Origin of the sequence: Nonlabens spongiae, from assembly GCF_002117125.1 — a bacterium.
Classification (GTDB): domain Bacteria; phylum Bacteroidota; class Bacteroidia; order Flavobacteriales; family Flavobacteriaceae; genus Nonlabens; species Nonlabens spongiae.
This window is the reverse complement of the sequence record NZ_CP019344.1, coordinates 2912905-2939067: the sequence shown is the minus strand read 5'-3', so window position 1 is coordinate 2939067 and position 26163 is coordinate 2912905. Positions and strand designations below refer to the sequence as shown.

General features: G+C 35.0%; 23 protein-coding genes. 14 read left to right on the top strand and 9 right to left on the bottom strand.

Annotation, left to right across the window (positions count from 1 at the left end):
* Position 1: 1 nt before the first annotated feature.
* The 11 genes from BST97_RS13435 to BST97_RS13385 all read left to right on the top strand — a co-directional run bounded on the left by BST97_RS13435 (position 2) and on the right by BST97_RS13385 (position 9994).
* Positions 2–895: a ribose-phosphate pyrophosphokinase gene (locus BST97_RS13435; protein WP_085767718.1), complete on the top strand. Its 894-nt coding sequence runs from the start codon at positions 2–4 to the stop codon at positions 893–895.
* The gene (locus BST97_RS13430) at positions 892–1536 is read left to right on the top strand and encodes a hypothetical protein (RefSeq protein WP_085767717.1); all 645 of its coding nucleotides are present in this window, start codon (positions 892–894) and stop codon (positions 1534–1536) included. The genes BST97_RS13435 and BST97_RS13430 overlap by 4 nt, the downstream gene beginning before the upstream one ends.
* A gap of 6 nt (positions 1537–1542) precedes the next feature.
* Positions 1543–1836 carry a hypothetical protein gene (locus BST97_RS13425; protein WP_008616393.1) on the top strand — a complete coding sequence of 98 codons (294 nt, stop codon included), beginning with the start codon at positions 1543–1545 and terminating at the stop codon, positions 1834–1836.
* 18 nt (positions 1837–1854) lie between these two features.
* A complete protein-coding gene (locus BST97_RS13420) occupies positions 1855–3957 on the top strand; it encodes a copper-translocating P-type ATPase (protein ID WP_085767716.1) in 2103 nt (700 codons plus the stop codon).
* Positions 3958–5172, top strand: a complete 1215-nt coding sequence (locus BST97_RS13415) for an MFS transporter (protein ID WP_085767715.1) — start codon at positions 3958–3960, stop codon at positions 5170–5172. It begins immediately after the preceding gene.
* 60 nt (positions 5173–5232) lie between these two features.
* Positions 5233–6084: an RteC domain-containing protein gene (locus tag BST97_RS13410; RefSeq protein ID WP_085767714.1), complete on the top strand. Its 852-nt coding sequence runs from the start codon at positions 5233–5235 to the stop codon at positions 6082–6084.
* A gap of 347 nt (positions 6085–6431) precedes the next feature.
* On the top strand, positions 6432–6716 hold the full coding sequence (locus tag BST97_RS13405; protein WP_085767713.1) for a helix-turn-helix domain-containing protein: 285 nt from the start codon (positions 6432–6434) through the stop codon (positions 6714–6716).
* Positions 6717–6719: 3 nt separating this feature from the next.
* Complete coding sequence (locus tag BST97_RS13400; RefSeq protein WP_085768267.1) at positions 6720–7472, top strand: hypothetical protein; 753 nt, start codon at positions 6720–6722, stop codon at positions 7470–7472.
* Complete coding sequence (locus BST97_RS13395; protein ID WP_085767712.1) at positions 7456–8118, top strand: P-loop NTPase family protein; 663 nt, start codon at positions 7456–7458, stop codon at positions 8116–8118. Before BST97_RS13400 ends, BST97_RS13395 begins: the two co-directional genes overlap by 17 nt.
* Positions 8087–8917, top strand: coding sequence for a DUF6577 family protein (locus BST97_RS13390; RefSeq protein WP_245833583.1), 831 nt, complete (start codon positions 8087–8089; stop codon positions 8915–8917). Before BST97_RS13395 ends, BST97_RS13390 begins: the two co-directional genes overlap by 32 nt.
* A gap of 24 nt (positions 8918–8941) precedes the next feature.
* Positions 8942–9994 (top strand): nucleotidyl transferase AbiEii/AbiGii toxin family protein, encoded by a 1053-nt coding sequence (locus BST97_RS13385; RefSeq protein ID WP_085767711.1) that lies wholly within the window; start codon positions 8942–8944, stop codon positions 9992–9994.
* A 69-nt stretch (positions 9995–10063) separates the two neighbouring features.
* Here the strand turns inward: BST97_RS13385 and BST97_RS13380 are convergent, their stop codons facing one another.
* The 9 genes from BST97_RS13380 to BST97_RS13345 form a co-directional block, all read right to left on the bottom strand.
* On the bottom strand, positions 10064–13129 hold the full coding sequence (locus BST97_RS13380) for an AAA family ATPase (protein WP_085767710.1): 3066 nt from the start codon (positions 13127–13129) through the stop codon (positions 10064–10066).
* Positions 13129–14886 (bottom strand): hypothetical protein, encoded by a 1758-nt coding sequence (locus BST97_RS13375; RefSeq protein WP_085767709.1) that lies wholly within the window; start codon positions 14884–14886, stop codon positions 13129–13131. The genes BST97_RS13380 and BST97_RS13375 overlap by 1 nt, the downstream gene beginning before the upstream one ends.
* A gap of 120 nt (positions 14887–15006) precedes the next feature.
* A complete protein-coding gene (locus BST97_RS13370) occupies positions 15007–15963 on the bottom strand; it encodes a Wadjet anti-phage system protein JetD domain-containing protein (RefSeq protein ID WP_085767708.1) in 957 nt (318 codons plus the stop codon).
* A 32-nt stretch (positions 15964–15995) separates the two neighbouring features.
* Positions 15996–19247: a rhoptry family protein gene (locus BST97_RS13365; RefSeq protein WP_245833582.1), complete on the bottom strand. Its 3252-nt coding sequence runs from the start codon at positions 19245–19247 to the stop codon at positions 15996–15998.
* Complete coding sequence (locus tag BST97_RS13360) at positions 19244–19891, bottom strand: condensin complex protein MksE (RefSeq protein ID WP_085767707.1); 648 nt, start codon at positions 19889–19891, stop codon at positions 19244–19246. Before BST97_RS13360 ends, BST97_RS13365 begins: the two co-directional genes overlap by 4 nt.
* The gene (locus BST97_RS13355; RefSeq protein WP_245833581.1) at positions 19864–20850 is read right to left on the bottom strand and encodes a gluzincin family metallopeptidase; all 987 of its coding nucleotides are present in this window, start codon (positions 20848–20850) and stop codon (positions 19864–19866) included. Before BST97_RS13355 ends, BST97_RS13360 begins: the two co-directional genes overlap by 28 nt.
* Before the next feature lie 40 nt (positions 20851–20890).
* Positions 20891–21187 (bottom strand): hypothetical protein, encoded by a 297-nt coding sequence (locus tag BST97_RS16175; RefSeq protein WP_245833579.1) that lies wholly within the window; start codon positions 21185–21187, stop codon positions 20891–20893.
* Between the two features lie 80 nt (positions 21188–21267).
* Entirely contained in the window at positions 21268–22173 is a 906-nt protein-coding gene (locus BST97_RS13350) for an IS982 family transposase (RefSeq protein WP_085765538.1), read from the bottom strand.
* Between the two features lie 209 nt (positions 22174–22382).
* Positions 22383–23012, bottom strand: a complete 630-nt coding sequence (locus BST97_RS13345) for an N-acetylmuramoyl-L-alanine amidase family protein (RefSeq protein WP_085767706.1) — start codon at positions 23010–23012, stop codon at positions 22383–22385.
* Between the two features lie 189 nt (positions 23013–23201).
* Between BST97_RS13345 and BST97_RS13340 the strand changes: the two genes are divergently transcribed.
* The 3 genes from BST97_RS13340 to BST97_RS13330 are packed head-to-tail and all read left to right on the top strand — an operon-like array spanning position 23202 to position 26159.
* Entirely contained in the window at positions 23202–23489 is a 288-nt protein-coding gene (locus BST97_RS13340) for a hypothetical protein (protein ID WP_008610937.1), read from the top strand.
* A 2-nt stretch (positions 23490–23491) separates the two neighbouring features.
* Positions 23492–23770: a hypothetical protein gene (locus BST97_RS13335; RefSeq protein WP_085767705.1), complete on the top strand. Its 279-nt coding sequence runs from the start codon at positions 23492–23494 to the stop codon at positions 23768–23770.
* On the top strand, positions 23763–26159 hold the full coding sequence (locus tag BST97_RS13330; protein WP_085767704.1) for a TraG family conjugative transposon ATPase: 2397 nt from the start codon (positions 23763–23765) through the stop codon (positions 26157–26159). The genes BST97_RS13335 and BST97_RS13330 overlap by 8 nt, the downstream gene beginning before the upstream one ends.
* The last annotated feature ends 4 nt before the right edge of the window (positions 26160–26163 follow it).

Here is a 26163-nt window from a genome sequence, read left to right as displayed (position 1 = left end):
TATGAAAACAATATTATTCAGTCTTCCCGGAAATGAAGAACTCACAGAACTTATGGCTACAAAAATGGATGCTGAAGTGGGCAAAGCCACTTTGCGTAATTTTCCTGATGGGGAATCGTACACACGTATATTATCTGATGTTAAAGATAAATGTGTGGTACTGGTATGCACCTTACACGAACCGGACGAAAAACTGTTGTCACTATATTTTTTAAGCCACACAGCCAAATCATTAGGAGCTATGTGTACCTGTTTGGTAGCACCCTATTTGGCGTATATGCGGCAGGACAAAGTATTTAATGAAGGTGAAGGAGTGACTTCTGGTTTCTTCGGAAAATTGATATCAGGTTTTGCCGATAGCATTACCACGGTTGACCCTCACTTGCACAGAATTAGTTCGTTGGGAGAAGTGTATCAAATTCCAAATAAAGTGATTCACGCTGCCGACGCAATTTCAGAATGGATTAAAGAAAATATCGAAAACCCGGTACTTATCGGACCTGATTCTGAAAGTGAACAATGGGTATCAGAAGTCGCCAAAAATGCAGGAGCACCATTTACGGTATTACAAAAGGTGCGTCACGGTGACCGTGATGTAGAAGTCTCTGTTCCCGATGTGGATATATATAAAGATGCTACACCCATTTTGGTAGATGATATTATTTCCACAGCCCGAACAATGATTGAAACCGTACAACATCTTAAAAAAGCAGGAATGAAACCACCTATTTGTGTAGGCATTCACGCCGTTTTTTCAGGAAACGCCTATCAAGATTTATTGGATTCCGGAGTAGAAAAAATAGTGACTTGTAATACCATCCCACACTCTTCAAATGGAATTGATTTAAGTGATATTATGGCAAAAGAGGTAAAAAAATTAATGCACCATATATGAGAAAACAAGGCTTTATAGTACTAATCACTTTATTCAGCATCACAATGACTGGACAAACTGAAATGCTCATTGGGCAGATTTCAGGCAGAGTTGTTATTCGGGAAAACTTTGATAAAGAAGGTGATTTTCTCAATAAACAAACTTTTGAAGCTGGAGAAACAATAAAGGAAAATGGATATTATGAAATAAAGGTAGTTACAGAATTGTTTGACAAAAACAAACAATCAACCGATAAATACACTACTACCTACCGTTGTGAGCCAGATGACGCCAATGTAATGATAATGGCTTTTCCGTTTTCCAAGCCAAAATCAAAAGAAACCGAAATTAATACCATTTCTGAAAATTTTAAAAAGCTCTACGATTTACAAAACTTGAAAGATATTAAATTGGAAATGAGTTTTGACTCGGGCTTGTTAAACTTTTTTGGTTCCAAAAGCATCATAAAAATTTACGATCGAAAATTAGAAGCTGGCAAAAACACTATTAAATCAAAAATAAATATTAAGGCCTATGCCTGGGGAATTCGCATTAAGCAACTCAATTATACCGTTATCGAAAAATTAAATGAAAAAGGTTTATTGACTTTTCAGAAATTTTCAGAAGCAGATAACAGCTATTTTACAATAAACTATAAATAAAGACAGATGAAAAATTACGATACACTTTCTGAAGCCATAAACGATTTACAGGGAAATGGCTATACATATGATTTTAACCTAAAACCAGAATGTTTGGAGTGTGCCTCACTAAAAATTGAAATACACCCAGAAGATTTTAATGTTGACGAGATGCATCGTTTTGAGGGTATGAGCAGTACCGACGATAATAGTGTGCTTTATGCTATTTCATCAAAAAATGGGATTAAAGGACTTTTGGTAGATGCCTATGGCGTCTATGCCGAAAACATTTCGGAAGCTATGAGAAAAAAATTACGATAACACTTAAACAAGACAATAATGGAAAATCACGAACACCACAATCACGATGAAATGGACCATTCTAAAATGGACCATTCGAAGATGAAACACAAAAAAGAAGACCATTCTAAAATGAACCACAAAGGTGGAGACCATTCTGGCCACAATCCAGGGCACGGAGAACACGGGCACGACCATCATAAAATGATGATTGCCGATTTTAGAAAACGGTTTTGGGTAACCCTTGTACTTACTATTCCCATACTGTTCTTCTCGCCGATGATTCAGGACTTTTTTGGATATGAGTTTTTGCTTCCCGGAAATCCATATATCCTTTTTGCACTTTCCACAATCGTATATTTCTATGGTGGTTGGCCATTTTTAAAAGGATTCTGGTCTGAAATCAAAAAAGGTGCACCAGGGATGATGACCCTTATTTCTATGGCCATTACCGTGGCTTACGTTTATAGTTCGGCAACGGTGTTTGGTTTAGAAGGTGTCGATTTTTTCTGGGAACTGGCTACGCTTATTGCTATTATGCTTGTAGGTCATTGGATAGAGATGAAAAGCGTTCTAGGCGCCTCTAAGGCCTTGCAGCTGTTAGTAAGCATGATGCCTGCCGAGGCACATCGTGTTAAAGGAGACACTATTGAAGATATTCCTCTGGAAGATTTACTAAAGGATGATGTGATTTTGGTTAAACCAGGTGAAAAAGTTCCTGCTGATGGGATTATAGTAGACGGTTCAAGTTACCTGAACGAATCTATGCTTACAGGCGAATCCAAACCTGTAAAAAAAGATGAAAACGATAAGGTTATTGGTGGTTCGGTAAATGGTAACAGTACCTTAAAAGTAAAGGTTGAGCATACTGGAAAAGATAGCTATCTCAACAAGGTCATCAAAATGGTCGAAGAAGCGCAAAAAACCAAATCCAAGATGCAAAATCTTTCAGACAGGGCTGCAAAATGGTTAACCTATATCGCTTTGGCTATTGGTTTTGGAACATTAGCGGTATGGCTGATTTTAGGCTTTCCATTTGTCTATGCTTTAGAAAGAATGGTTACCGTTATGGTCATTGCTTGTCCACACGCATTAGGTCTTGCCATACCACTTGTGGTTGCTATTTCTACTGCTGTTTCAGCTCAAAACGGGTTATTAATTCGAAATAGGACAGCTTTTGAAGAATCCCGAAAAATATCAGCTTTATTGTTTGATAAAACGGGAACATTGACCAAAGGCGATTTTGGCGTTACTCGAATTGAGTCTGTTAGCGAAACTTATTCATCTGAAGAAATTTTAAGGCTTTCGAGTGCATTGGAACAAAGTTCGGAACATCCTATCGCCGTAGGTATTATTAAAAAAGTCAAAGAAGATAATATGACCATCCCAAAGCCTGAAAACTTTAATGCAATTACAGGTAAAGGCGTTGAGGCCAATGTAGAAGGTAAGCAAGTAAAAGTGGTTAGTCCTGGTTATTTAAGGGATGAAAAAATAACTATTCCCGAAGATGCCTATAGTGACGCCGCTGAAACTGTCGTCTTTGTCTTGATTGATGGAAAACTGGCAGGATATATTGCACTTGCCGATGAAATAAGACCAGAATCTGCCGAGGCTATAAAAGTCTTTAAAAAGAATAATATAAAAGTTTTAATGGCTACCGGTGATAATGAAAGAACTGCCAAAGCTGTTAGCGATAAACTCGGCTTGGATGGATACTACGCCGAAGTTTTGCCACATCAAAAAGTGGAAATAGTAAAAGAATTGGAAAGTAAGGGAGAGTTTGTGGCAATGACAGGAGACGGCGTGAACGATGCGCCTGCACTTGCAAAAGCTGATGTTGGTATTGCCGTTGGTTCAGGTACTGACGTTGCCGCCGAAACAGCAGATATCATTCTGGTCAACAGTAACCCACAGGATATTGCCAACTTAATTCTCTTTGGAAAAGCCACCTACAATAAAATGATTCAGAATTTGATTTGGGCTACAGGATATAATGTAGTGGCTATTCCTTTAGCAGCCGGTGTATTATATTCTTCAGGCTTTGTTTTAGGACCAGCTGTAGGAGCGGTATTTATGAGTTTAAGTACGATTATAGTGGCCATTAATGCGCAACTATTAAAGCGAAAAATCGGTAAAAAATAAATGGACAAAAAAGAAAAACTCAACAGGATATTTTTAATCCTGTTGAGTTTATTTGTAGTGATGTTGGGCTATGGTATATTATTGCCAACCCTTCCTTACTATACCGAAAGATTAGCATTAAAAGACAATCTTGATACAAACCTTATCAATTTTCATATTGGATTGCTCACAAGCATTTATCCATTTTTCCAATTACTATTTGTGGTGGTTTGGGGAAGGCTATCAGACAATTACGGTCGTAAACCTATTATCATTTGTGGCCTTATTGGTTTTGTAATTATGCAATTACTTACCGGTCTTGCTACATCATTAACGATGCTATATGTTGCTCGCATCTTTGGTGGTATTTTTACGTCATCAGTTATTCCAGTTAGCAACGCATATTTGAGCGACATTACTTCTGAAAAACGAAGAACAAAGATAATGGCCTGGTCTGGTGTTGCAATAAGTTCTGGGGTTATTTTTGGTCCTGTTATTGGTGGGTTACTTTCACAAACTGACCTTCATTTACAATATTCTTTTGGTCTGCTACATTTAGACCGATTTTCAACGCCATTTCTTTTCGCAGCACTACTAGGATTGATTGTCCTATTTATTGTTATGAAATGGTTAAAAAACACTACACGTGTACATAAGTTCACAACCCAAAAAGTGAGGTTGCGATTCACATTTACCAAATATTTTGCCGTATTACTGGTTCTGTCGTTTGTCATCCAATTTGTAGTAACGCTGTTTGAAACCGTCTTTTCAATATATGGGAAAGATGAATTAGGGTTTAACAGTAACCAAATAGGTATTGGTTTTATGCTATGTGGTTCAATAATGGCTGTTTTACAACCTGTGTTCGCTACTTATGGAGAGAAGTTTTTATCGACAAAGAAACAAATTGCATTAGGGTTGTTTATATCTGGATTATCCTTAATTGTCTTTCCTTTTTTTAAGAATGAATACTTGGTATATGTATTAATCGTTGTTTTCGCTGCTGGAGGTGCTATGGTAACCCCAAATTTACTTTCTGCGGTTTCATTAATATCAAAGCAAAATACTGGCAGGAACATTTCTATTCAGAGCTCTACTAATAGTGTTGGTCAAATTCTAGGGCCTGTTTTAGGGACTTGGTTGCTTTCAGGCGGTTTTTACTACCCTTTTATAATTGCTGGCAGCATTATTTTGGCTGTTATTGGTTTTTTATTCTTTTTCAAAAACCCGCCATAAAAAAATAAGCACATAACCATAGTTGTTGACAATTAACCCAAATCTAAAGCCCCAAATATTTTGCATAAGCTGATTCATAAAATATTAGATAATTACAAAGAGGAAATAAAAGCAGTTGAGGAATCTAATCTCAACGATTTCAATAATGTTGAACAAGGTATTTCCATTTCAAGACAATACTTACAGAAACTGCGAATCTGTGTAAGGGAAAATGAATTTCAAGACAAACAAAATGAAATCATATTCTTTAAAAAGCACAAACCTTATGTTTATAGCAGATTGAAGTTTTACGCCAAACTCTACAATTTTTTAATAAACAGACCTGCCGGCACCATAAAATCTCAACAGGAATTTATCGATTTAGAAATAAATAAACTACAAGAAAGCAATCGGCGAAATATAGATTTTATAAAATATTACAGGGAGGATTCTGAACTTTTGGATGAATTCTATTTTCTACGAGGAAACGATAAAATCAGTCTGGTGTCAAACACATCTCATTTTTATACCGATGCAGAATTTTCCACAAGCCACGATAATGCAATTGCCAAAATTATGGCCTACGATTTATTAATCAGTCATTACGTAGAAGAGTTAAGTTATTTAAGGGATCTGTCAAACGGTGTACCGAATAAGCTGAATACTTTATCAAATGGCGAGCGACTTGGATGGACAGCCTCAAAAACAGACCTAATTGAATTGATTTATGCCTTACAGGCTTCAGGAGCGATAAAAAGTGGTACGGCTGGGATTAAAGAAATGGCTTCGGCTTGTGAAGACATCTTTGAACTAAAACTTGGAAATGTATATAGAACTTTTCTCGAAATTAGAGAACGGAAAATTGACCAAACCAAGTTTATCGATAGACTGAAAGCAACACTTTTAAGGAGAATGGAGGAAACGGATGGATAAAATCCATTTCGCTTAAATGTTAAATTTCTTCCCAAGTTGGGTACTACTTGGGAAAAAATAAAATTAATTTTAGTTATTATCATTTGGTTTATACTATTTTCAGGACAACCACTAAACAAAACTAATTTAAACCATTGAAAATGAGTATATAAAAACACCCAACTTGGGTATGACTTGGGATTAATATCCAATAAATCATCCCAAATTTGTAGAACGAAAGTCAAATCGACAGATTCACGAACACTTTTTTATTAAAATACTAAAGCTCGTGAGTTAAATCAAGTCAGGGGCTATTAAATTAGTTGAAAGCGATAATGATAGCCCCTTTCTTTTAAAACCGTTCTATTATGCCAGCAAATATTATTACCACAGACGATCTTCGAGAATTTAAAATAGAATTGCTCGATGACATTAAAAACCTTCTTTCCAAACAAGCCACTGGAAAACTCAAAAAATATCTCAAATCTTCCGAAGTTATGGACTTGCTTCAAGTCAGTCCAGGAACATTACAGAATCTTCGCATCAACGGAACATTGCCATACACCAAAGTTGGGGGCATCATCTACTACGATGCCGAGGAAATTCAAAACGTGATGACATCAAATCGTGTACAGCATAAGCTAAATTCTTAAATGATGAACTACATAAAGCTACTTAATGCGGCTTTTGAAAAGTTCTTTTTTGATGACCGCCTCAATCCAACGCATATAAGTCTCTATATGGCACTGTTCCAAGAATGGAACAGTAGCCGATTTGCAGATGAATTTTATGTGAACCGTCGAGAATTAATGCGTGTAGCCAAGATTGGCTCAAAATCCACTTACCATAGATGTGTGACAAACCTTGATTCTTGGAACTATCTCACCTATTTTCCTTCTAATAACCCTTACAAAGGAAGCAAAATCAAGATGGCCATTATCGGTACAAGTGATGAACCGGATATGGGACGGTACGATCCCATATTAGAACAGCTTGCGGAAGAGTACCATCCCATCCGTGAACCTGTTGTGGGACAGCACCGTCCCAAAAATGGACAAGTGGTGGACTCAAACCGTCCCGTGAGTGGACAAGCATTGGTATCTACTATAAACAATACCAAACAAGTAAACAATCTAAAACAACCAAAGGGCTGGCAGGCCGTTATTGATTTTTTTATTGAAAAAGGTTTTAATGCTGATGAAGGAAAAAAATTCTTCGAGTATTATGAAACTCGGAATTGGCAAACGAGCGATGGAAAAGAAATTCGAGATTGGCGAGCCTTGGCCACTAACTGGATGGGCAGGACAGAGTTATATGCCAAAGAAAACAAACCAAACAAAAAACAAGCGTCCCAAATCAAGGACAACTTGCGAACCACTAAAAACAAAGATTATGGACAACCCCTCTAAAATCACCGAAGGTGGCGTGGAATATTCGCTTGGCAAGTTTGACGGCAAGAGTGTTCTCTACGATTTTGACAAAATCCTGATTTACCTGAATGCCAAGGGAAAAATGCTCTTTGGAAAAAATTTCCGAATCTACGATGAGGACACGGCTATCATACGTAACCTCTGCCATTATTTCATCAAGGACAAAGAGAACTGTGAAAAGAACGGAATTGATATCGACAAAGGTATTTTACTTTCTGGACCTGTAGGATGTGGAAAAACCACCTTGATGAAATTGCTGCGCCATATCGTTCCAATGCAACGACCTTATGAAATGATTCCTTGCCGGAATGTAGCGTTTAGTTTTAACCATCTCGGTTTTAAAACCATTGAAGAATATGGTAACTCCAAATTTTTCTGTTTTGATGATTTGGGCGTAGAGCCAGCTGGTCGGTTTTATGGAAAGGATTTAAACGTAATGGGCGAAGTGCTCTTATCTCGATACGAGCTTTACCTACAGACAAAGCGTAAAATAAAAACCCACGCAACCACCAACCTCAATGCCGAAGAATTGGAAGAACGCTACGGAAACCGTGTTCGTAGCAGAATGCGGGAACTTTTTAATTTGATTGCTTTTGATACAAAGGCTACGGATAAACGGAAGTAATTGCTATTCACTATTAAACTTTGGCAAAAAATGTGTATTTTGCCAAAGTTTAACTCAAAATATCATTGTTCTGGAACAAACTATTAAAGATAAAATACCAACATACTTTGTTGACCAGCAAGCTATTTCAAAAACCAGTCTGGTAGAGCTTATTCAGAAAGATTTTCCAAACTTAAAGGAAAGTTCTATCACTGTGTATTTGTCTAAACTTAAAAAAGAAGGTGTGTTAAAAAACCCATCCAGAGGTAAATACACTTTAAGTGGAAAAGATAGATTTATTCCAGTTATTGATACCAAATTAAAACGACTGTACAATAAAATAAAAAAAGATTATCCATTCATTGAATTCTGTGTATGGAACACTTTATGGTTAAACGAATTTATGCGCCACCAACCATTTAAGTTTTACACCATAATTGAATTGGAAAAAGATGTGGCACAGTCCATTTTTTACAAGTTGAAAGACCAGGGTAAAACCGTTTTTATAGAACCAGATGCTGAAACATTTGAACTGTACATTCATAATAGTGATGACGTAATAATCCTTAAACAATTGGTATCCGAAGCACCTTTAGCCGAAATCGAAAATATCGTTATCCCATCCCTTGAAAAATTGTTGGTCGATATGCTTATAGACACTAATTTATTTGGTGCACAACAAAGTGAATTGGAATTTATTTACCGATCGGCATTCGAAAAGTTTGAGATAAGCAAAAGTAAAATGAAACGCTATGCTCACAGGCGCAATAGAGAGATGGAAGTTGAACACTTAAGCAATTTAACTTTGGCAAATAATTAATTTTATTGCCAAACATTAATTTTAATGATTAAAGAAACAACATATCAACCAGAGTGGATTTACGAAGTAAAAAAAAGACTAGGTAAAAAGTATGACCCAAAACTTATTGAAAAGGTTGTCTATGCCTTATTGTTTTTGGAACAACTTAAAATCAACAAACTCGATTTTATTTTTAAAGGTGGAACTGCATTATTGTTGGCAACAGAAGAACCTAAAAGATTTTCAATCGACATCGATATTATTACCGAGCAAAGCCAAAGCGAAATAGAATCTGTCCTTGAAGTTATAAGCAAGGAAATCGAAGCGTTTATACATTGGGAAGATGACAATGACAGAAAGCACACGCCAGATGCACCAGTTGATCATTTCAAGATGTTCTACAAAAGCAATGTAGATGGACGGGTTGAGCCAATTTTACTGGATGTGCTATACACGCCAAATCCTTATCCTGAACTTACTGAAATTCCTATTGCTCACAACTGGCTTCAAACACAAGAGGAAATCACAACAGTAAAAATGCCAACGTTTGATGCTATTTTAGGCGATAAACTAACTGCTTTTGCACCAAAAACCACAGGAATTTTATACAGCAAAGAAAGACCAGTTGAAATTATCAAACAGTTATTCGACGTAGCGTTTTTAATGGATAATATTTCGGACTTGGCAACAGTCCGTAACAGTTACACAAAAGTAGTTGCAGAGGAAATAGCGTTTAGAAAATTAGACATAACCTCAGAACAGGTTTTGGAAGACACCCGAGAAGCGTGTTATGTTCTTTCTACTCGTAACACTAAATCTAATGAGTTTAAACATCTACAAACTGGAATAAGCAATTTTACCAATTTTACATTGGTAAGATTCAATATTGAAGAAGCCATTACAGCTGCTTCAAAAGTTGCATACCTATCTGAACTGATTAAGGCTGGTATTGATAGCGAAATCGAAAGGTTTAAAAATCCGCTTGAGGTTAAAGATTGGTTGATTAAGAACCCTCAATTCACCAAGCTAAATAAATTGAAAAAGAGCAACCCTGAAGCGTTTTTTTATTGGTTTAAGGCAATATACTATTTAACTTAGCAATAGATTGGTAAGAAAAGGAAAAGATAGCATTGAATAAGTCGTTTGCTAAAACACAAAAAGTCCATATTAAGTTATACTTCTTGAAAGCTCGAACTTTTGGAAGTCTGACTTCAAAAAATCAAATTTTTTCTCAAACAGTCTAGCAATTTTATTGCTTGCTGTAGCAAATATCAACTGCCTAGATTCATTAATCACCATACTTCTAAGGTAGTCTAAAAATGAAAGAATGTTTAGGTCATCAGTATAAGTTACTGGGTCATCAAAAATGATTAGGTTAGGTCCTTTAGCGAGCTTTTTATTTAAAGCTAGAAAAATAGAAAGTGCCAACGCACTTCGTTGACCAGTACTAATCTGTGATATTGGTACTTCTTGCTCTAAGTCTTTTTTATATAAAACTATTTTATTTGAACTAAATGATAGTCTGGAAAATTCTTTTGGTGCGTGAATGCTTGTAAAGATTTCACTTATTTCATTTTCATTTTTTTGAAAAAAATCGACTAATACTTTTTCTTCACTGTCTTCTAAAATAATCTTATTCAAAACTTTTAAAGCAGATGTTGCCCTGGCCTTTTTAGGCTTTAGCTTTTCTATTCTACTGTCTGCCTCTTTAATAAGATTATTAGCTAGAGTAAGTTCTTCAAACTTGACTTTTTGTTCTTTAAAAGTTGAAAAGGTTTTATTTAAACTCTCTAAACTATGCCTCATTTCAATTATAAAATCATCTTTAGTAAAATCAATGTACGTTCTGAGTTTTACAAAATAATCTCTATAAGATTGATATTCTTTAATTTGAAAATCAATTTCTTCGTTGTATCTATCTTGGCTAAAGTTATCGTCCAATAGCTCTCTAATCGCCTCGTCAAGCTTAGATAATTGCTCATTTACCTTTTCAATTTCACTTCTATTCGTATCAATTTTTTTCTGAGCATTGTTTTTTAAATCTTCGAATTTTGATTTGTTCTCAGCTTTAAATTCTAAAGTTGGGTATTTAGAAGAAAGTGTGTTTTTAAGTTTTAAAAAATCATCTAAACTATATCCTTCTAACCTTAAATCTAAAGACAAGTTCTTCAGTTGGTCTAATTCTTTTTTTGAAATGGCTAATTGTGATTTTTCAGTATCAAGTAAGGGCTGCACTTCTGAAATTTTTACTTTCAGGTCTTCTTCAGTAAAGTAGCCCTTAAGTAACTTTTCATAGCTTTTTGACTGTTCTAGTTTAATATTGATTTCGGATATTTCTTTTTCAAGCTCACTAATGTTTTTATTGAAGATTTCGATGCTTTTCGCACTTTCTTTATCATTATATTGAGTATGCACCTTAGCTTCTAATTCTGCCTTGGTATGTGGTGTATTACATAAGGGGCAAGCGTCCAGATTTTCTTTTGCTTCAATATATTCTCTCCCATAATACTTAATATCTATCATTAAAGCATTTATCTTATCCAAGGCATTTTTTAGAACTTGAAGCTGTTCTCTACTGCGCTTTAATTCATTCTTTTTATTAGTCAAAAGGTTATCTTGAGTATTGTTGAACTCTTGAAAAGTAGAGTTGTTAGCACTTATTTTACTTATATCGAGTGCTTCAATTTCAGAAAGGAATGTCTCTATTTTATTTACCTTTTTTTCTAGTGTTTTGATGTCCTCATCAATAGTGGCAATTCTAAAAGATTTGGGTTTTTTTAAATATAATAACGCATTATCAATACGTGTTAGAGTTGATTCGCTTTCCACTACAATTTTTTGATATTCCTTAATTTTACCATTCAATTCTTTTTTATTAACTGCAAGGGTTTTTAATTGAGATTTCAAGGTTTCTAAGTTGGATATTCTCTTCAAAACATCAGATTCCTTTACTGCTTTAGAGTGTATTATTGAATTGAGAAGTGAAAAAGCAACGCTATAATCTTCTTCAAACTTTTTAGTTTCATCATTTATAGTCTGTGGAAGAAATCCCTTCCACTTTAATTGTTTTACTTCAGTTAAAAATTTTTGAAATACTTCCTCTGGGTCAGAAATTTGTTTTAACCTTTCTTTTTGATCATTGGCTTTTGCCTTAATGGCTTCCTCGCGTTTAGTAGTATCGTTGAACTTATCTAACTTTTTTGAAATCCTATCCCTAAATTTAATTACCCTATCTCTAATTGCGCCAAACTCTGTACCAAGGGCAATGGCAGATAGGTAAGTGGTTAAGTCATTGCTACTGGCATTATTGGAAAGATGATAGGCACTATCGCTATTATAAAAGTTGTATCTGTTAAAACTATGATGAAGCGTATTAGACCCTCGTTGGCTGTATCGCGTATTGTACCAATAGTAGTCTCTTGCCTTAAATTTTGGAATAGAGTTTACAAAGGCATCCTCTTTTTCATCTAAATCTACATCATACTTTGCTACTATTGCGCCAGGATTAGGCAAATCATTTTCATTTCTGGCGTTGTTTCCTGTAATCACCAATTCAATAGCTTCCATTAAGGATGTTTTCCCAACACCATTAGGGCCAGAAATAAGATTCACTTTACTGAATTCAAAATTTCTTTTTTCAGGATAATCTCGATAATCATCATTTAATTTTAAAGATGATACTTCGTCCAAAACAAAATTTTGAGTCTCATCTGGTTTAGAATCTACTGGTTGAAGCACTTCTACACCCTTAGTTTTATTATCGATATAACGTGGCACAGCATCTACATAATTTTCATTACTGAACACTTCTTGCAAATCGGCTTCAGTTAGTTGGGCTTTCCATTTCTCAACAATATTTTCCTCTGCGGCTGAAGATGCTTTTTCATAGGTTAAGTAATCTTTTAGTTCATCTAAAGTAAAAACAAATTTTCTGGCGTAGGTTTCGTCTTTTTCAATGTCTCTCTTAGTTGCAGAAGGCAAACCGTTTCTTAGAAAGATTAAATAATAATTCCATTGAAGATTTCCTTCTGAATTAAAATAATCTTTAGACAAGTACTTCTCTTGAAACTCGTTAAGATTAATATCTTCATTTTCATAATCGATATCAAAGATGTATTTAGCAACCATATCATCCTTATATTTTTGATTGAGGTATAATTGCTTTCCTGTTTCACTTGAACTTGTGATTGTAAAATCTGAAGGAAGTATTTCTTTGATATTCTCTAAGGTCATTATTTTGTTATTGAGGTAATATTAGTTGGTTTTTCTAAAGTAATTCTTGGTACATCGGTGGCTTCATAAGCATAATTATTGGCAATCATATTTGGCTTGTACCATACTACGATTCTTTTATTGGTTAAATCTTCGGCTGGAAATAGTTTTGTGAGTTTATATAACATTTGTTGTGCATCAGCCTTTGATTTGTGGCCTATAAATGCAACGGTTGCTATTTGGTCGTCATTACTGACTAAATTATAATTGTACTTCATTCCGTTTTTGTTAAAGAACATAACTTCATTGCAATTGTCTTTAAATGATGCTATGATATCAGGGAATAAATCGTTATTGGTCAATATATTTAGATTGAGGTCTTCGACTCTTCCAATCTGAGTAGTACGATATTCTTTACCATCATTATCAAATGTTACTGTATATCTTTTTATGGCTTCTGTATCTTCCAATAAAAAACTTTTGAGCTTATTTACTATGTGCCAATTTGAACCTGTTTTAAACTTTGAAAGTTCTCCAGTAGTAAGGGCAATTAGGCGCTCTTTATCTATAACACTTAAACCCTCACTTGTTATATTTTTACTTTGAATTTGGATACTATCTATAAAATCTCGGAACCCATCGGTTGTATTAGGTATTGGTTCGAAAATTTCTAACTGCTCATTGTAAGTGTAAATTTCCTCTAATTTAGGCCCTCTTCTTCGATTTACTGGTAATGGCGTTAACCCAACTGCCGGCTTACGAATCCTCAAATAAAAGAATTCAATTTCAGGTGTAAAATAGAAGTTATGTATTCCTGATTTTTTATATAAATAATAAAGACCTTTATTGTGGTTATCATCAATTAATTTTTCCTCAAGAGGACTTTCATTGATTATGTGCTCTGTTGTAATAGCAATATTAGATTTACAATAATGAGCAAAAAAATTAGGAATACCAGTTGCACTTCCCTCAGAACTCCAATTTAAGGATATAACATCTTTGTTTGATTTTTCTAATATATTATTTCTAAATGTTCGGAATACGCTGTGACTTGGTTTTGGATTCATTTGAATACTTAGGATTATAAACGGTCTCGTATCCCAAAATCCCGGTGCATTTGGAAAAATAGCTGCACCATTAAAAATCATTGCATCTGAACATATTACTGTCGCTAAATTTATTGAATCTTCCGAGTTACGAAGTATATATAAATGTTCTCCAGAAATAATTTTTTGCTGTTCTAAATCGTTGTTCCAAACACCCATATGTTGAGTCTTGAATTGCATTAGAACTATCAGCTTTTCTTGTCCTTCCTGATTGTTTGCCTTAAAGATATATAAGCAAGGGTCTAATAATATACCACCTGGTGCATCATCGATGACATCGTTATAAACTACCTCAATATTATCTAATCCATTATAAGTTTCTTGAAAAGTCACAACTTCTTCAGGTGTAATGGATTCACAACCTAAAACCCACAGTTTACCTCTATTGGGAAATCGATTTACATCGTCTAAAATGTTTCTCACACTTGCCCAAGGACAAGAATATTCTGGCGTTATTACCAATGAGGAATTATTGGTTCTTGCTTTAGATAAAAAATCATCAAACTTTATGCTTTCAGCTTCACTATTTTGGTTTCCAAAAAAATTGTCGTCAAAATGAAAAACACCTTTATGCTGTAATAGTGATATACTGTTTAGATTAGTGTTTCTTCTTAAGATTTCCAAATCAATGGCGTAGCTATTTAGTATTTCGTCAATAAATATATATGTCATTAAGGTAAAGGCATTTCAAATTTATTGTCTTAAATATGCTATTAACAAAAGTAACCTTGCATTGTAGAAGACAGTTTATCTTTCCAAAGATAAAAATTTAACAAACATATATTTTATGTTTTATTGAATAAAACCAAACTTCCGTAGTGAGGATAATAAATCCATAGATTCTTCCTCAACCCAATTATTGTCATTAATTAGACTACATATTTTATTTTGTTGTTGTTCTGAAAAATCATCTTTTTTTAATCCAGAAAATTCTTTTTTGCGCCATTTGCTATAATGATGTGGCGAATCTACAGGTAAGGCTTCGCTTAACGATATAGGCTCAATTAATGTAATTGATTTGTCTTTTTCTTGAAAGATACTTTTAACTCTTGAAAAAATAGAAAGTCCGTGGTGGTCCCAATCACAAAAATAAAAGAGCGGTAGCTTTAGTTTTGTTGATGGAATAGCTTTTAATGGATTGGTATTGTTACCGCCAACGTGCCACAGTTCTATATTATTCTGCTTGTATTCATAAGGTACTTTTAAGCAAGCTAAATTTTCACAAATAACAATCATTTTAGAGTTTTCGCAATCCACCACAAAACGCCATTGTGCGTTTTTTGGGTCTTTTTCTGGGAACTCGTCTATTTCTAGAAGCTGTAATACCGCATTTCGTAAACTCGGTCTATTTGTTAAATACTTTGCACCTTTACCTTTAAAGACTCTTGCCGAAAAAGTATATTCAGTTGTAAGATTCTTTTTAAGTTCGTCTTTTTGATAAAAAATGAAAGCTAAACTTTTTAAGTCGTCTTCATTATACGTTTTATGGGCGTTACTTTCTAAACCTGCTTTTTGAAAAAAATTAGAATAGTATTCAAAATAATCCAAAAACTCTTTTTCATAATATTCCTTAAAACCATACTTGGCTTCCAGAATTTTAGGATTGCCCATCTTAGGTTTAATTAACTTTTTTTGCTTCATCAAAACTTGTTTAACAAAGCTATTGTTACCTATTTTTAGATGGGTTTTATCTTTTTCATACAGTTGGTTAAGACCAATCAAATACTTCCATTCAACGTTTTTTCTCATTCTTGTTAGGTGCGAATTAGGTTCTTTATAAATTAGTTGTTGTTATTGCCAAAATCGCCAAAAATTGGAACTGGTTCGTAATTGACCTTATCGGATTCTTCCAAATTGTTATGCAGCAGATAAATGTATTGGTTTAGCATATCAACTTTATAAGGTTGTATTGATAGTGATATGATTTGGTAATCATTTGCCTTTGCTATATCGTAGAGCATATCAAAATTGCTTCCAAGTCCAGCTGCTTCATCAATTGGCATAAATCGTATTCCATCCCTAACCTTATCTTTTGCATCCCTATTAATTAATGAAAGTCTAGCAATACACAAAAGTGCAATTGCTGCATAGGTTTGGCTTGTGCTTCCTGGGTTTCTTTTTCCGTGTAAAGACTGAATGGTAAAATTGAGTCCATAGTAAGATTTAGGATTAAGCAATTCCCATACCTTGGGCTTTAGATTCCTAGAGCCACCACATCTGTAAAAAGCTTCTTGCATTTTTTCTTCGAGAGACGTGTATTTTTCCAATTCATTAGAAACGCCCTGTAGGTCATTAAAAAGGTTGTTATCGCTCGATACCTTAATATCTTCACGTATTTTCTCAATAAAATCTTCCATCCAGCTTCTGGGATAACTGCCTTCAAAGTAAATAGACAGTTTTGCCCTGTGGCCACCTGTAATTGTTTTATCGTCGGCATCAATAAAATCTCTTATTTTCTTAGAGTAATATATTTGTTCACTTACTTCGGTATTCACTTTGTCAACGACACTTGTTAACTTCTGAAGTTTTCTAATGTTTAGCTTTTTGTTCTTGATATTTATATCGTCAAGCAATTTTTTGATGCGTGGAATTATTTCATCATCTTCTAAATCCTTTTCCGAAAAAATCTCTTGTGGTAAAATTTCTGAACAAATCTGTTTAAAATCATCTGTTCCTAAATAACGGTTTTCCTTTTGCTTTAAAAATTCCTTGACCACCAAATCATATTTGATACTATATTGTTTTTGACATTCGGAATGATATATGCTTTTTTCTTCCAAAAAATCTGATGAAATATTGGCTTCTTGGATTTTAGCTTCTGAAACAAGTTTAGAACTCCCTGAAGTTAATTCTTCTAATTCAATTTTAAATGCATCTATCTCTCTATCTGCATTTTTCAAGTCCTCTACTGCGATGCCATTTTTTGATTCTTCTGTTAGAATAGAAATAAAAGTATCATATAAATTCTTTTGTTTCTTAAGTTTAGTTTTTAGGTTTTTAAAACCACCCGTATCTTTTGTCTCAAAATTATATTTTGTAATTAATTGCTGAACATCAGCATTAATTTCAGGAATTGAAATTGTTTTTAGGCTCGTCTCTAATCCTTTAATTAGAGAAGAATTGTCAGTACGCTTTTCGTCTATTTGCCTGTATGCTTTGTTCGCCTTTTTTAGACCGTCATCAATCTTTTCGTGCTCATCAAGAAGTTTTAAATATCGTTTAATAGCATCCGAGGTTTCCTCAAACAACTCGTGCTTATTAAACTTGGCATTAACATCTTTTAATTCCCAAGACGAAAAATATGCTGATGGATTTTCGAGTGCAGTCAGCATTTTATTTAAGATTGTCCAATTCTTTAGTTCCTTTTCTAAATCTTTGATGTCATTTTCTAACGTTATCCTTTGGTTTAAAAAATAGTCCTTGATTTTATCTGAATTACCAGTATCGAATATAGGATCTTTTACATAAGGGATGTATTCACGCACACCACCTAAATCCAACCAAAAACCATTTTCCTCATCCTTTGTAACCTGTAGATTTTCAATTAACAGTTTTGGTTCTGGAATGTAACGTGAATTGATTCCATTTGTTGGTTCTTTGGTGGTAATGTTATCGTTTTGATATTTATGTACAACACTTTCTTCTTTCCGGCTCAATTTTCTTTTAAGGTTTAACGCCCAATGTGCAAGCGAAGAAGCGTCATCTAAATTATTGAGAACTTTTAATTTCTTTTTTTCTTCGAGTGAAGACTCAAATCCTTTTAGGGTTTCGGCGATAGTTTGAATGGTGTTTTTGTTGAGTTTGTCATTTTTTCCGAAGAAAACGTAAATACCATTTTCCTTTAAGAGTGATTTGAACTCTTCTATTCGCTCAATGTCTTGTTTGTTCTTATGATAGTTGTTATAATGTTCTGAAAGTTCTTGTCCATTTTTTTCAAAATGTTCCATCCAAGAAAAGTACTTTTTCAAGTCGTCGCTTTTCCCTTTCCATAATAATTTTTCTTTAGAGGCCTCTTCAAATTCCTCATCCAAAGCAGGTGTGTTCAATTTTAGTTTTTCAACTTTGGTTTCGGCAAAATTTCTAAGTCCGCTCAACTTATCTCGATTATTAAAAAAAGCATCCAAACTTTGCACCATATCATTATAAGATGATGATATCTGGTAATTTAAATAATGGTATTTTGTGTTTATAAATTCTGTTTTAGCTTTATCCCTTTCCTTTTTTAGATTAAGCAGTTCTTGCAGTTCTGTTTGTTTATGTGTCAACCTATCTATCTCATCTTTATTAGATTCAAATTGACGGATATCGCCACTCAGTTCATCTACAGCTTTGTCAAACTCGTGCTTTAGTTCTTTTTCTTTTTCATTTCCAAAAAGGAATTCTTGAATACGTTCGCTTTTCTTTATGTCCAATGACTCTCTTGAAAATGCTTGAATGATTTTAGCATAACTTTTTAAGGATTCTTGGTTGATGGATAAGTCCACTGGAATGATAAAATTTTTAAACAATAGCTTGTGAAATGTATCCATTCGAGTCCACGACTCACAGACAAATCCTTTAGTATCGAATATGTGATTTTTTAAATCTTCAATAGGCAACAAACTGTTATCCTTTAAAAAATCTGAAAAACCAAGAGGATGGTTGAATGGAACTAACTCGTCCTCTGGTTCAAATTTTTCGCCTTGTTGAATTATAAAAGACCGCGAACTTCCTATGCTTTCAAGATATATTCCTATAACTACAAAAGCATCTTTTTTAAGTTCAATATTTATAAAGGTATAACCCATATCTGTGCCTTTACCAGAAGTTCTCAGCACCATTGTTTTTGGTTTTCTTGGCTCACTACTATCCGTAGGCGAATGAAATGCACCAGAACCCACAAAGATGAGTTGCAAAAGATCTGCAATCATACTCTTACCAGAACCGCCTTCGCCAACAAAGTCTGTTCTAAATGGGTTAAAATCATAATCAAACGATTGATGATGCACAATGCCCAAAGTAGATAGCCTTTTTATTCTAGGGTATCGTTTCATCTCAATTCATTTAGTGTTTCGTCCATATTGTTTATTAAATCTTCGTGAATGGCAATCAACCTGTCAAAAGCAGGTAACAAATCGAACTCATCATCGTTTAGCGTTACCCAACCTATCTTTTTAAATTGCCTGAGTGCTGATTCTACGGTTGCATCTATAGCTTCATCGTTCAAATTACCAGGATTGGTGTTCCTTGATTTTGCAATCAACCTATAAATACCAGGTTTTAAATCTTCATAATCAATCCTTATCTTTTTTTGTAGGTCTTTTACCGAAACCACATCAACTTGGTTGTCAATGAAAAATATCTTGTAAATAACAAACCCGATTATAACGTGCTCACTTTTCATATGATGTCTATGTCCTGCATCTATCTTACCTCTTGAGGAACCAATAAAATCCAAAAAATAGTAACCACTCGCTTCTGTACCACCAAATGTCAATTCAACATTGAATAAAAATCGATAATATGCCTTTAAACTATCAATGTTTGAATAGATATAATTGTAGAACCTTGCCTGATTGCCTTCCCTTTGAAAATGTACACCATCTTTTAACATATAGTCCAGAGAGGCAAATAGTTCTTGGGTGTCCGGATGATTTAAAAATTGTACCCTTATATCTTCTGTATGTTCATTTTCCATAAACTTATGTGTTCTATTTTACTATTGGTCTGCTTTATTTTGTACATTTTAAAATCAAAATCATTTGATTTACGTGCTTGTTGAATTGAACTGTAAATTGCACTTACAGCTATTTGTCCATCGTTAGTCTCTTCCATTATTTTAAAGAAAGTTGCAGATAGGTCAATAGTTCCTCTCAATTCTATTTCGGCAATAATGTGTTGTTCCCATTTCCTAATCAAATCCTGTTGACTGAGTATCCTTAAAATACCTTGCGTATTTTCTTTAATCTTAACTTTATTTGTTTTGTAAATAGTTCGTTTTTTTGGTTTTGAAGGGAACAATTCTCTTTCACGCTCAATAATTGTAAAGTTGGGTGTATCTATATGCAAAGCAGGATTATTAATATTTTTTGGCAAAAGTGTTTCTTTCCTACCATTGACTGTACTTTTATCTAATAAGAAATGTAGAAATTTTTCAATTTTACTATTAAACTGTGGCCTGTTTAAAATAGCGAACAACTGTCTGATTTTTGGTTGAATTCTATCTAGTTTTCTATCAATGGAATCTAACCTTTCGTTGAGATATTTTATAAAGAAATGAACCTCTGCAATTAAATCGTCTGTTTCAGAATCGGTGTCTTCTCGCTTTTCTAGGATTGATCGTATAATTTTGGTTTCGCTATATGCTGATGCAAGTTCTCTGCTTTGCTCTTGTGCTTTATCCAAGTTGTTTTCAACTTCTTTTAGAAGATCAATAAATTTTTTATCGGAATTAGTGGGATTATTTTTAAGCTTATTTACCGATTCTATAATCTGTCTGTCCAAAAAATCTACCTGTTCTCTGAGGTCGGGTTCATATTTTCTGAACTCGGATGTGAGCCAAAATTTTAAATCCTCTAAGGTTTCCCTTTGCCTTAATGAAGCCGTGAGCAAACTACAAATCTTTTCGATATGAGTAGGACTAAAATTACCTTCCAAGGTTTCCTTTGCGTAAGTATAAAATCTATAGGCATAATCTTTAAAATAGTATTTTTTGGGTTTCTTGATTATAGTCTAAAAAGTATTCCTGAAGCTCTTCAATGTGCGCACTGTAAATTTCCTTTGGATACCTTTCATTTGGTTTGCTTATCTGTGCAAATGCATCGTGAAGGTCTTTTTCGATGAATTTTCCATCAGGCAGTGATTTATTTTCAATTTTCTCAAATAAAACCATAACTGCCAACCCTACTTCTTTCTTAGGAAAAAGCAGTTGATAAACACCGGGTTCTTTAATCTCTTTTACAAAGTCAAAATTTATTTTATCTGTTTCGTTCAATTTTAATATTCAATCGTTTTTTTAGTGAAAAATCCTATAAATATAATTAATTGAATTTACCTTATTTACAACCCGTTGTGCTAGTAGTTCCATGCATGCCTGATCCTATTTATTGGTCTGTTGTTTTCCCTATTGAACATCTGCAGCATGGCAACTGCGGCCAGTTTGCTTGAGACCCTTGTCAGGAAGCCCTTGAAGCTCTTTGCCAGGTTGATCTTGATGGAGAACTGGGAGCATAACTGTGAAAACCTTGTCTCTATAAACTTACGGTTCTTTCTCCTCTCGGGCGAGAATGCGCTTTTGACCAGCTGGTTTTTCCTGGGTGGGGTGAGAAGTTCTATACCGTAGCTTGTGAACAGATCTGCCTGGAGCTCCCTGGATATATAGCCTCGATCGCCGATGATCTGCCTCTCCTCGCTACCGTCGTACTGCCTTTCCTTCAGGAACTTTATGTCGTGTACGTTTGCTGGGGTCACTGCCATGTCATGGAAGATGCCCTGCGTACTCATGAGCAGGTGGAGCTTGTATCCAATGTAGTAGCGGCGGTCAACCGCCGAGTAGCCCTTTCTCGGAGCCGTGCCCAGATCTTCCATACAGATCTTCATGCGGTGCTCCCTGGCGTTGTGCACGATGGGACAGGGCATCGAGTCCACCAGAAGGGCAGATCTGCCATCATCCATACGGTCGCCCAAGAGTCCCGCGGACTCCTTGAAGCGTGGCTCGAGCGAGCGCCTGCGCCGGTTGAACCTGGTGCGGTCGACCAGCATGGGAAAGTCCTCGCGAAAGTGCTTCTTTATCTTGGCAAACAATAGGTTCTCGCTGGGGATCGAGGCCGCCTCTCCGGTAATGGCGAGTGCCATGACCTCCAGGTCATTCATTTTCGTGTTGACCGGTCGCTTGATGAAGTTTCCGTCCACCGTGACGGTTTGGTAGAGATCAATGAGGTAGGAAAGGTGTTTTTTGTACATTGCAGGTAGATCGTGCATGGTATCAGAATTACAGATTAGGAACCATTAATATACTGAATATCAACAAAATGCACGGTCTTTTTTTAATCTGTTTTTTAATTTTAACTAGCACAACGGGTTATTTACAGTTATTCGCATTTTTGTTAAGCAGAAGCTTTAATTCGGTATATAACAAACGAAATAGTGACTTTAAACAAACAAAAACTTCATTAAATAGTTCTTTCATCTTATTGGTTTAAGGTTCTAAAAATCAAATAGGCTAGACGTTTTATGTGGCTTGAACTTGATAAGTAATGACCTTCATCCCAATTACTCAAAAAACCCAATTCCAAAAGCACAGAAGGACATTCAGCTATTGTTTCTTGCAACACCTGAAAATTTGCAAACTTCACACCTCTACTCTCAAAACCAAGCTTCGTATTGAGTGCATCTTGCATTCGAAAAGCAAACCATATGGAATCATCTTGATATTTTGATTGCTTATTGCTCACATATACTTCCACACCTCTCGCATTAGGGTTATCCGAATGATTACAATGCAACGACACAAACAAATCAGCTTTTAGAGCTTTTGCTAGCTTCGTTCTATCCGATAAAGAAATAAGTGTATCTCTATACCTGGTCAGATAAATATCGAGCGGGTTTTCCAAATCATCATTCTGCTTCAAAATGGCATTTGCAATAGCCAAAACCACATTCTTTTCTTGGATGCCATTTACACCTATTGCACCAGCATCTTTTCCACCGTGCCCAACATCAATTACAATTCGTTTTTGAGCACTCGTTTCTTGCCCAAAAATGAGGCACATTTTTAGAAGTAAAATCACAAAACTGACGTTTTTGAGCAGATTTTTCATTTTCAATTTTCAGGTTATCAACAACTTCCCTTCAAAAATCCATAGGATTTGATGCCAAATAATAGCAACGGAATTCAAACAATATCAAATATTATTTTATTCACAAATATTTGATTTTCAGTTATTTATGTTCAAATATATGTAAATTTCCAATAACGAAAATGAACCAAAAATTTAAACTGTTCCGTTATGAAAAAATCACACTATTTAGCATCCATTCTTTCGCTCTTATCCACTTCGCTTTTTGCTCAAATTGGTGGCATTGAAGATTCAGTTAACGATGTGGGCGACACCATCAGAACCATATTTCCAATTCTATTAGGTGTTATCTTCTTGGTTGGCTTCCTTTTTAATGCGGGACACTTCTTTGGCGAAAATGCTGACCTGAAAAAAGGAATAACACGGGTTCTGGTCTTTGTACTTATTGCTGGCGCAGTTGTCGGCATCTTCACATACTTAATAGGAATCGTAGTCTAAAGATGAAACGGTTCGAGGTCTATAAAAACATCAGGAAACGGGCGGTCATTTTTGGGCTGCCCATTTCCCTGTTTGCGTTAATGATGGTTTCCATTTTGGCTTCGTTGCTCATCATCATATTCTCTTTTAGCTTTGGAATAATAATAGGTGTATTGGTATTCAATGCTTCCCTTTATGTGGCGCTGACACGAATAGCCCACAATCCACAGCTATTCCAAATGGCAAAGGCTTTCCCAAAAATCATCAGTAAAAAAAGAAATTCTGGCTTCGATTATGAATAAGATGAACCTTTCTGCATATCAACCCATCGTGGAAATTCAAGACAATATCGTTTTTGCCAATAATGGTAATGTGATAGTGTGTTATGAAGGTAACCTACCTGAAATCTATTCCTTATCGGAAAAAGACTTTGAGGATATGCACGGTGCCTGGTTTCAGGCCTTAAAATCTTTACCGATTGGTACTGTAGTTCACAAACAAGATATCTACCTGAAGAAATCCTATTCTTCTGAACAACTTCCGAATAAAACTTTTTTAGAGAAGGCGACACACGAGCATTTTAAAGGTCGTGGACATATTGAACACAAATGTTATTTGTTTTTCATCTTGACCAAAAACAAAGCGCTCAACAATCCAAAATATGTCAATCCGTTCCGAAAGGTTTCAAAGGGAATTGTACAGGAACTGGATGACAACATTAAAAGCTTCGTCAACTCGGTAAGCGATTCTGTTTCCTTCATTAATAATAGCCGAAAAATGGCATTCCTTCCACTTAAATCGGAAGAGATTCAGAAACTGACAAGTGGCTATTTTAATGGCTTCAACGAAGGTTTTGACACCGATATTTTATTGGATAAGAAAAGCGTCAATATTGGCGAAAACCATTTTGATGCCCTTGCCATCAATAGCGAACTGTGCTTTGGCGAAAGTGTACAGAGTAGCAAGACCAATGAGAAATTCACTTCTGACGATTTTGTGTTTCATCAAGGGTTTATTGATGGCTTAGGGCTTACGCTTAACGAAAATCATATTGTCAATCAAATTCTATATCTCGATGACAAACAAAAGTGGCGCAAGCTGCTCGATAAAAAAGTTGAAGAATTGAATAAAAGTTCCAACTTCGGTTCGCAGAACAAAGTGATTCTGGGTAAAATCCAACATATTCTTGACCAAATCAATGCCGATGATAATGCACGGATTATTCGTGGTCATCTCAATATTGTCTATTGGGCAAAGGAAGCCAAAAAACTGGACAAAATCACATCCAAAATCAAGACCGAATTTAAGGAACTGGATATCATCCCATATTATCCACGTGGCGAAGAGCGTAAAAACTATATTCTTAATAGTTACTGCTGCTTTTCTTCCAACTTTTCAAATAACGATTTATATGTAACAGATTTAAAGCACGCTCTGTGTCTGTTCATTAACAATACCAATTACAAATCCGATAACACCGGAATCATCTTCAATGATAGAGAACATAACATTCCAGTGCTAAAAGATGTTTGGGATGAAAAAAAGAAACGGATAAAGGCACGGAATTTTGCCATTTTTGCACCAACAGGCGAAGGCAAATCCTTTTTGGCAAACAATATTCTGCGCCAATATTTTGAAAGTGGTGTACGGTTGGTCATTATTGATTTAGGTGGTTCTTACACCAAATTCGCCAAGCTCTATCCTGAAAAATATACGGTTCTCAGATATGAAAGCGGTAAAAACTTAGGCATCAATCCATTTTACATCAGCGATGTTAAAGACTTGACACCTGAACGTTTGGAAGACCTATCTGTTTTCCTTTTTGAACTGTTCGCTTCAGATTTAAAAGTTACAAAAGCACAATCAGTCTCGGTTAAAAAGATATTGCGTCACTATTATAATAACACCTTAGAAAATCATTCGTTAGATGGTTTTTACAGCTTTATAGAAAGGAAACAAAAAGACCTTTTAGATACCCTAAAAATCCATCCCGACTACTTCAACATAACGAGCTTTTTGCACGTAATGTCCGAATATGTCGGCGATGGTCTATACAGCTTCCTTTTTGAAGTAAGCGAAGACCAAACCTATAAAATCGAAGATAAACGATTGATTGTTTTTGAGCTCGATGAAGTCAAGGACAATAAGGAAATCCTGTCCGTAATGTTGAAGCTGATTAAATCTGCCATCCAAAGAACCATTTGGAAAAACCGTGCTGAAAAAGGCATTATCTTATTTGATGAGTTTGCAAAGCAACTGAAGTTTGAAAATGTACTGGAAAGCGTGGAGTTCTACTATCAAGCCATCCGTAAACAAAACGGTGCGATTGGGATTATTCTACAATCCATCAATCAGCTTCCAAACAATTCCACTTCAGCGAGTATTTTGGAAAACACACAGGTTATTTACAGCTTGAATAATGAAAAGGGATATGATGAATTAGTAAAAAGGCTCAATCTATCCAGTCACGATTTAAACCAACTAAAGTCTATTAAAAACAATCTTTCCGGCCCACGGAAATACACCGAAATGTTCATCAAAATCGGTAGGGAAAGCAACATTTTCCGGTTAGAAGTGCCAAAAGAAGTTTATGCGGCTTACTTAACCGATGGACAGGAAAATGAGGAAATTATGAAGCTCTACGACGAGCATTACGATATGGAAAAAGCAATAATTCAATTTACATCTTAAAACA

Coding starts and splice junctions, on each gene's coding strand:
- BST97_RS13435 (WP_085767718.1), top strand. CDS start 2: ATGAAAACAATATTATTCAGTCTTCCCGGAAATGAAGAACTCACAGAA.
- BST97_RS13430 (WP_085767717.1), top strand. CDS start 892: ATGAGAAAACAAGGCTTTATAGTACTAATCACTTTATTCAGCATCACA.
- BST97_RS13425 (WP_008616393.1), top strand. CDS start 1,543: ATGAAAAATTACGATACACTTTCTGAAGCCATAAACGATTTACAGGGA.
- BST97_RS13420 (WP_085767716.1), top strand. CDS start 1,855: ATGGAAAATCACGAACACCACAATCACGATGAAATGGACCATTCTAAA.
- BST97_RS13415 (WP_085767715.1), top strand. CDS start 3,958: ATGGACAAAAAAGAAAAACTCAACAGGATATTTTTAATCCTGTTGAGT.
- BST97_RS13405 (WP_085767713.1), top strand. CDS start 6,432: ATGCCAGCAAATATTATTACCACAGACGATCTTCGAGAATTTAAAATA.
- BST97_RS13400 (WP_085768267.1), top strand. CDS start 6,720: ATGAACTACATAAAGCTACTTAATGCGGCTTTTGAAAAGTTCTTTTTT.
- BST97_RS13395 (WP_085767712.1), top strand. CDS start 7,456: ATGGACAACCCCTCTAAAATCACCGAAGGTGGCGTGGAATATTCGCTT.
- BST97_RS13385 (WP_085767711.1), top strand. CDS start 8,942: ATGATTAAAGAAACAACATATCAACCAGAGTGGATTTACGAAGTAAAA.
- BST97_RS13380 (WP_085767710.1), bottom strand. CDS start 13,129: ATGACCTTAGAGAATATCAAAGAAATACTTCCTTCAGATTTTACAATC.
- BST97_RS13375 (WP_085767709.1), bottom strand. CDS start 14,886: ATGACATATATATTTATTGACGAAATACTAAATAGCTACGCCATTGAT.
- BST97_RS13370 (WP_085767708.1), bottom strand. CDS start 15,963: ATGAGAAAAAACGTTGAATGGAAGTATTTGATTGGTCTTAACCAACTG.
- BST97_RS13365 (WP_245833582.1), bottom strand. CDS start 19,247: ATGAAACGATACCCTAGAATAAAAAGGCTATCTACTTTGGGCATTGTG.
- BST97_RS13360 (WP_085767707.1), bottom strand. CDS start 19,891: ATGGAAAATGAACATACAGAAGATATAAGGGTACAATTTTTAAATCAT.
- BST97_RS13350 (WP_085765538.1), bottom strand. CDS start 22,173: ATGCACGATCTACCTGCAATGTACAAAAAACACCTTTCCTACCTCATT.
- BST97_RS13345 (WP_085767706.1), bottom strand. CDS start 23,012: ATGAAAAATCTGCTCAAAAACGTCAGTTTTGTGATTTTACTTCTAAAA.
- BST97_RS13340 (WP_008610937.1), top strand. CDS start 23,202: ATGAAAAAATCACACTATTTAGCATCCATTCTTTCGCTCTTATCCACT.
- BST97_RS13335 (WP_085767705.1), top strand. CDS start 23,492: ATGAAACGGTTCGAGGTCTATAAAAACATCAGGAAACGGGCGGTCATT.
- BST97_RS13330 (WP_085767704.1), top strand. CDS start 23,763: ATGAATAAGATGAACCTTTCTGCATATCAACCCATCGTGGAAATTCAA.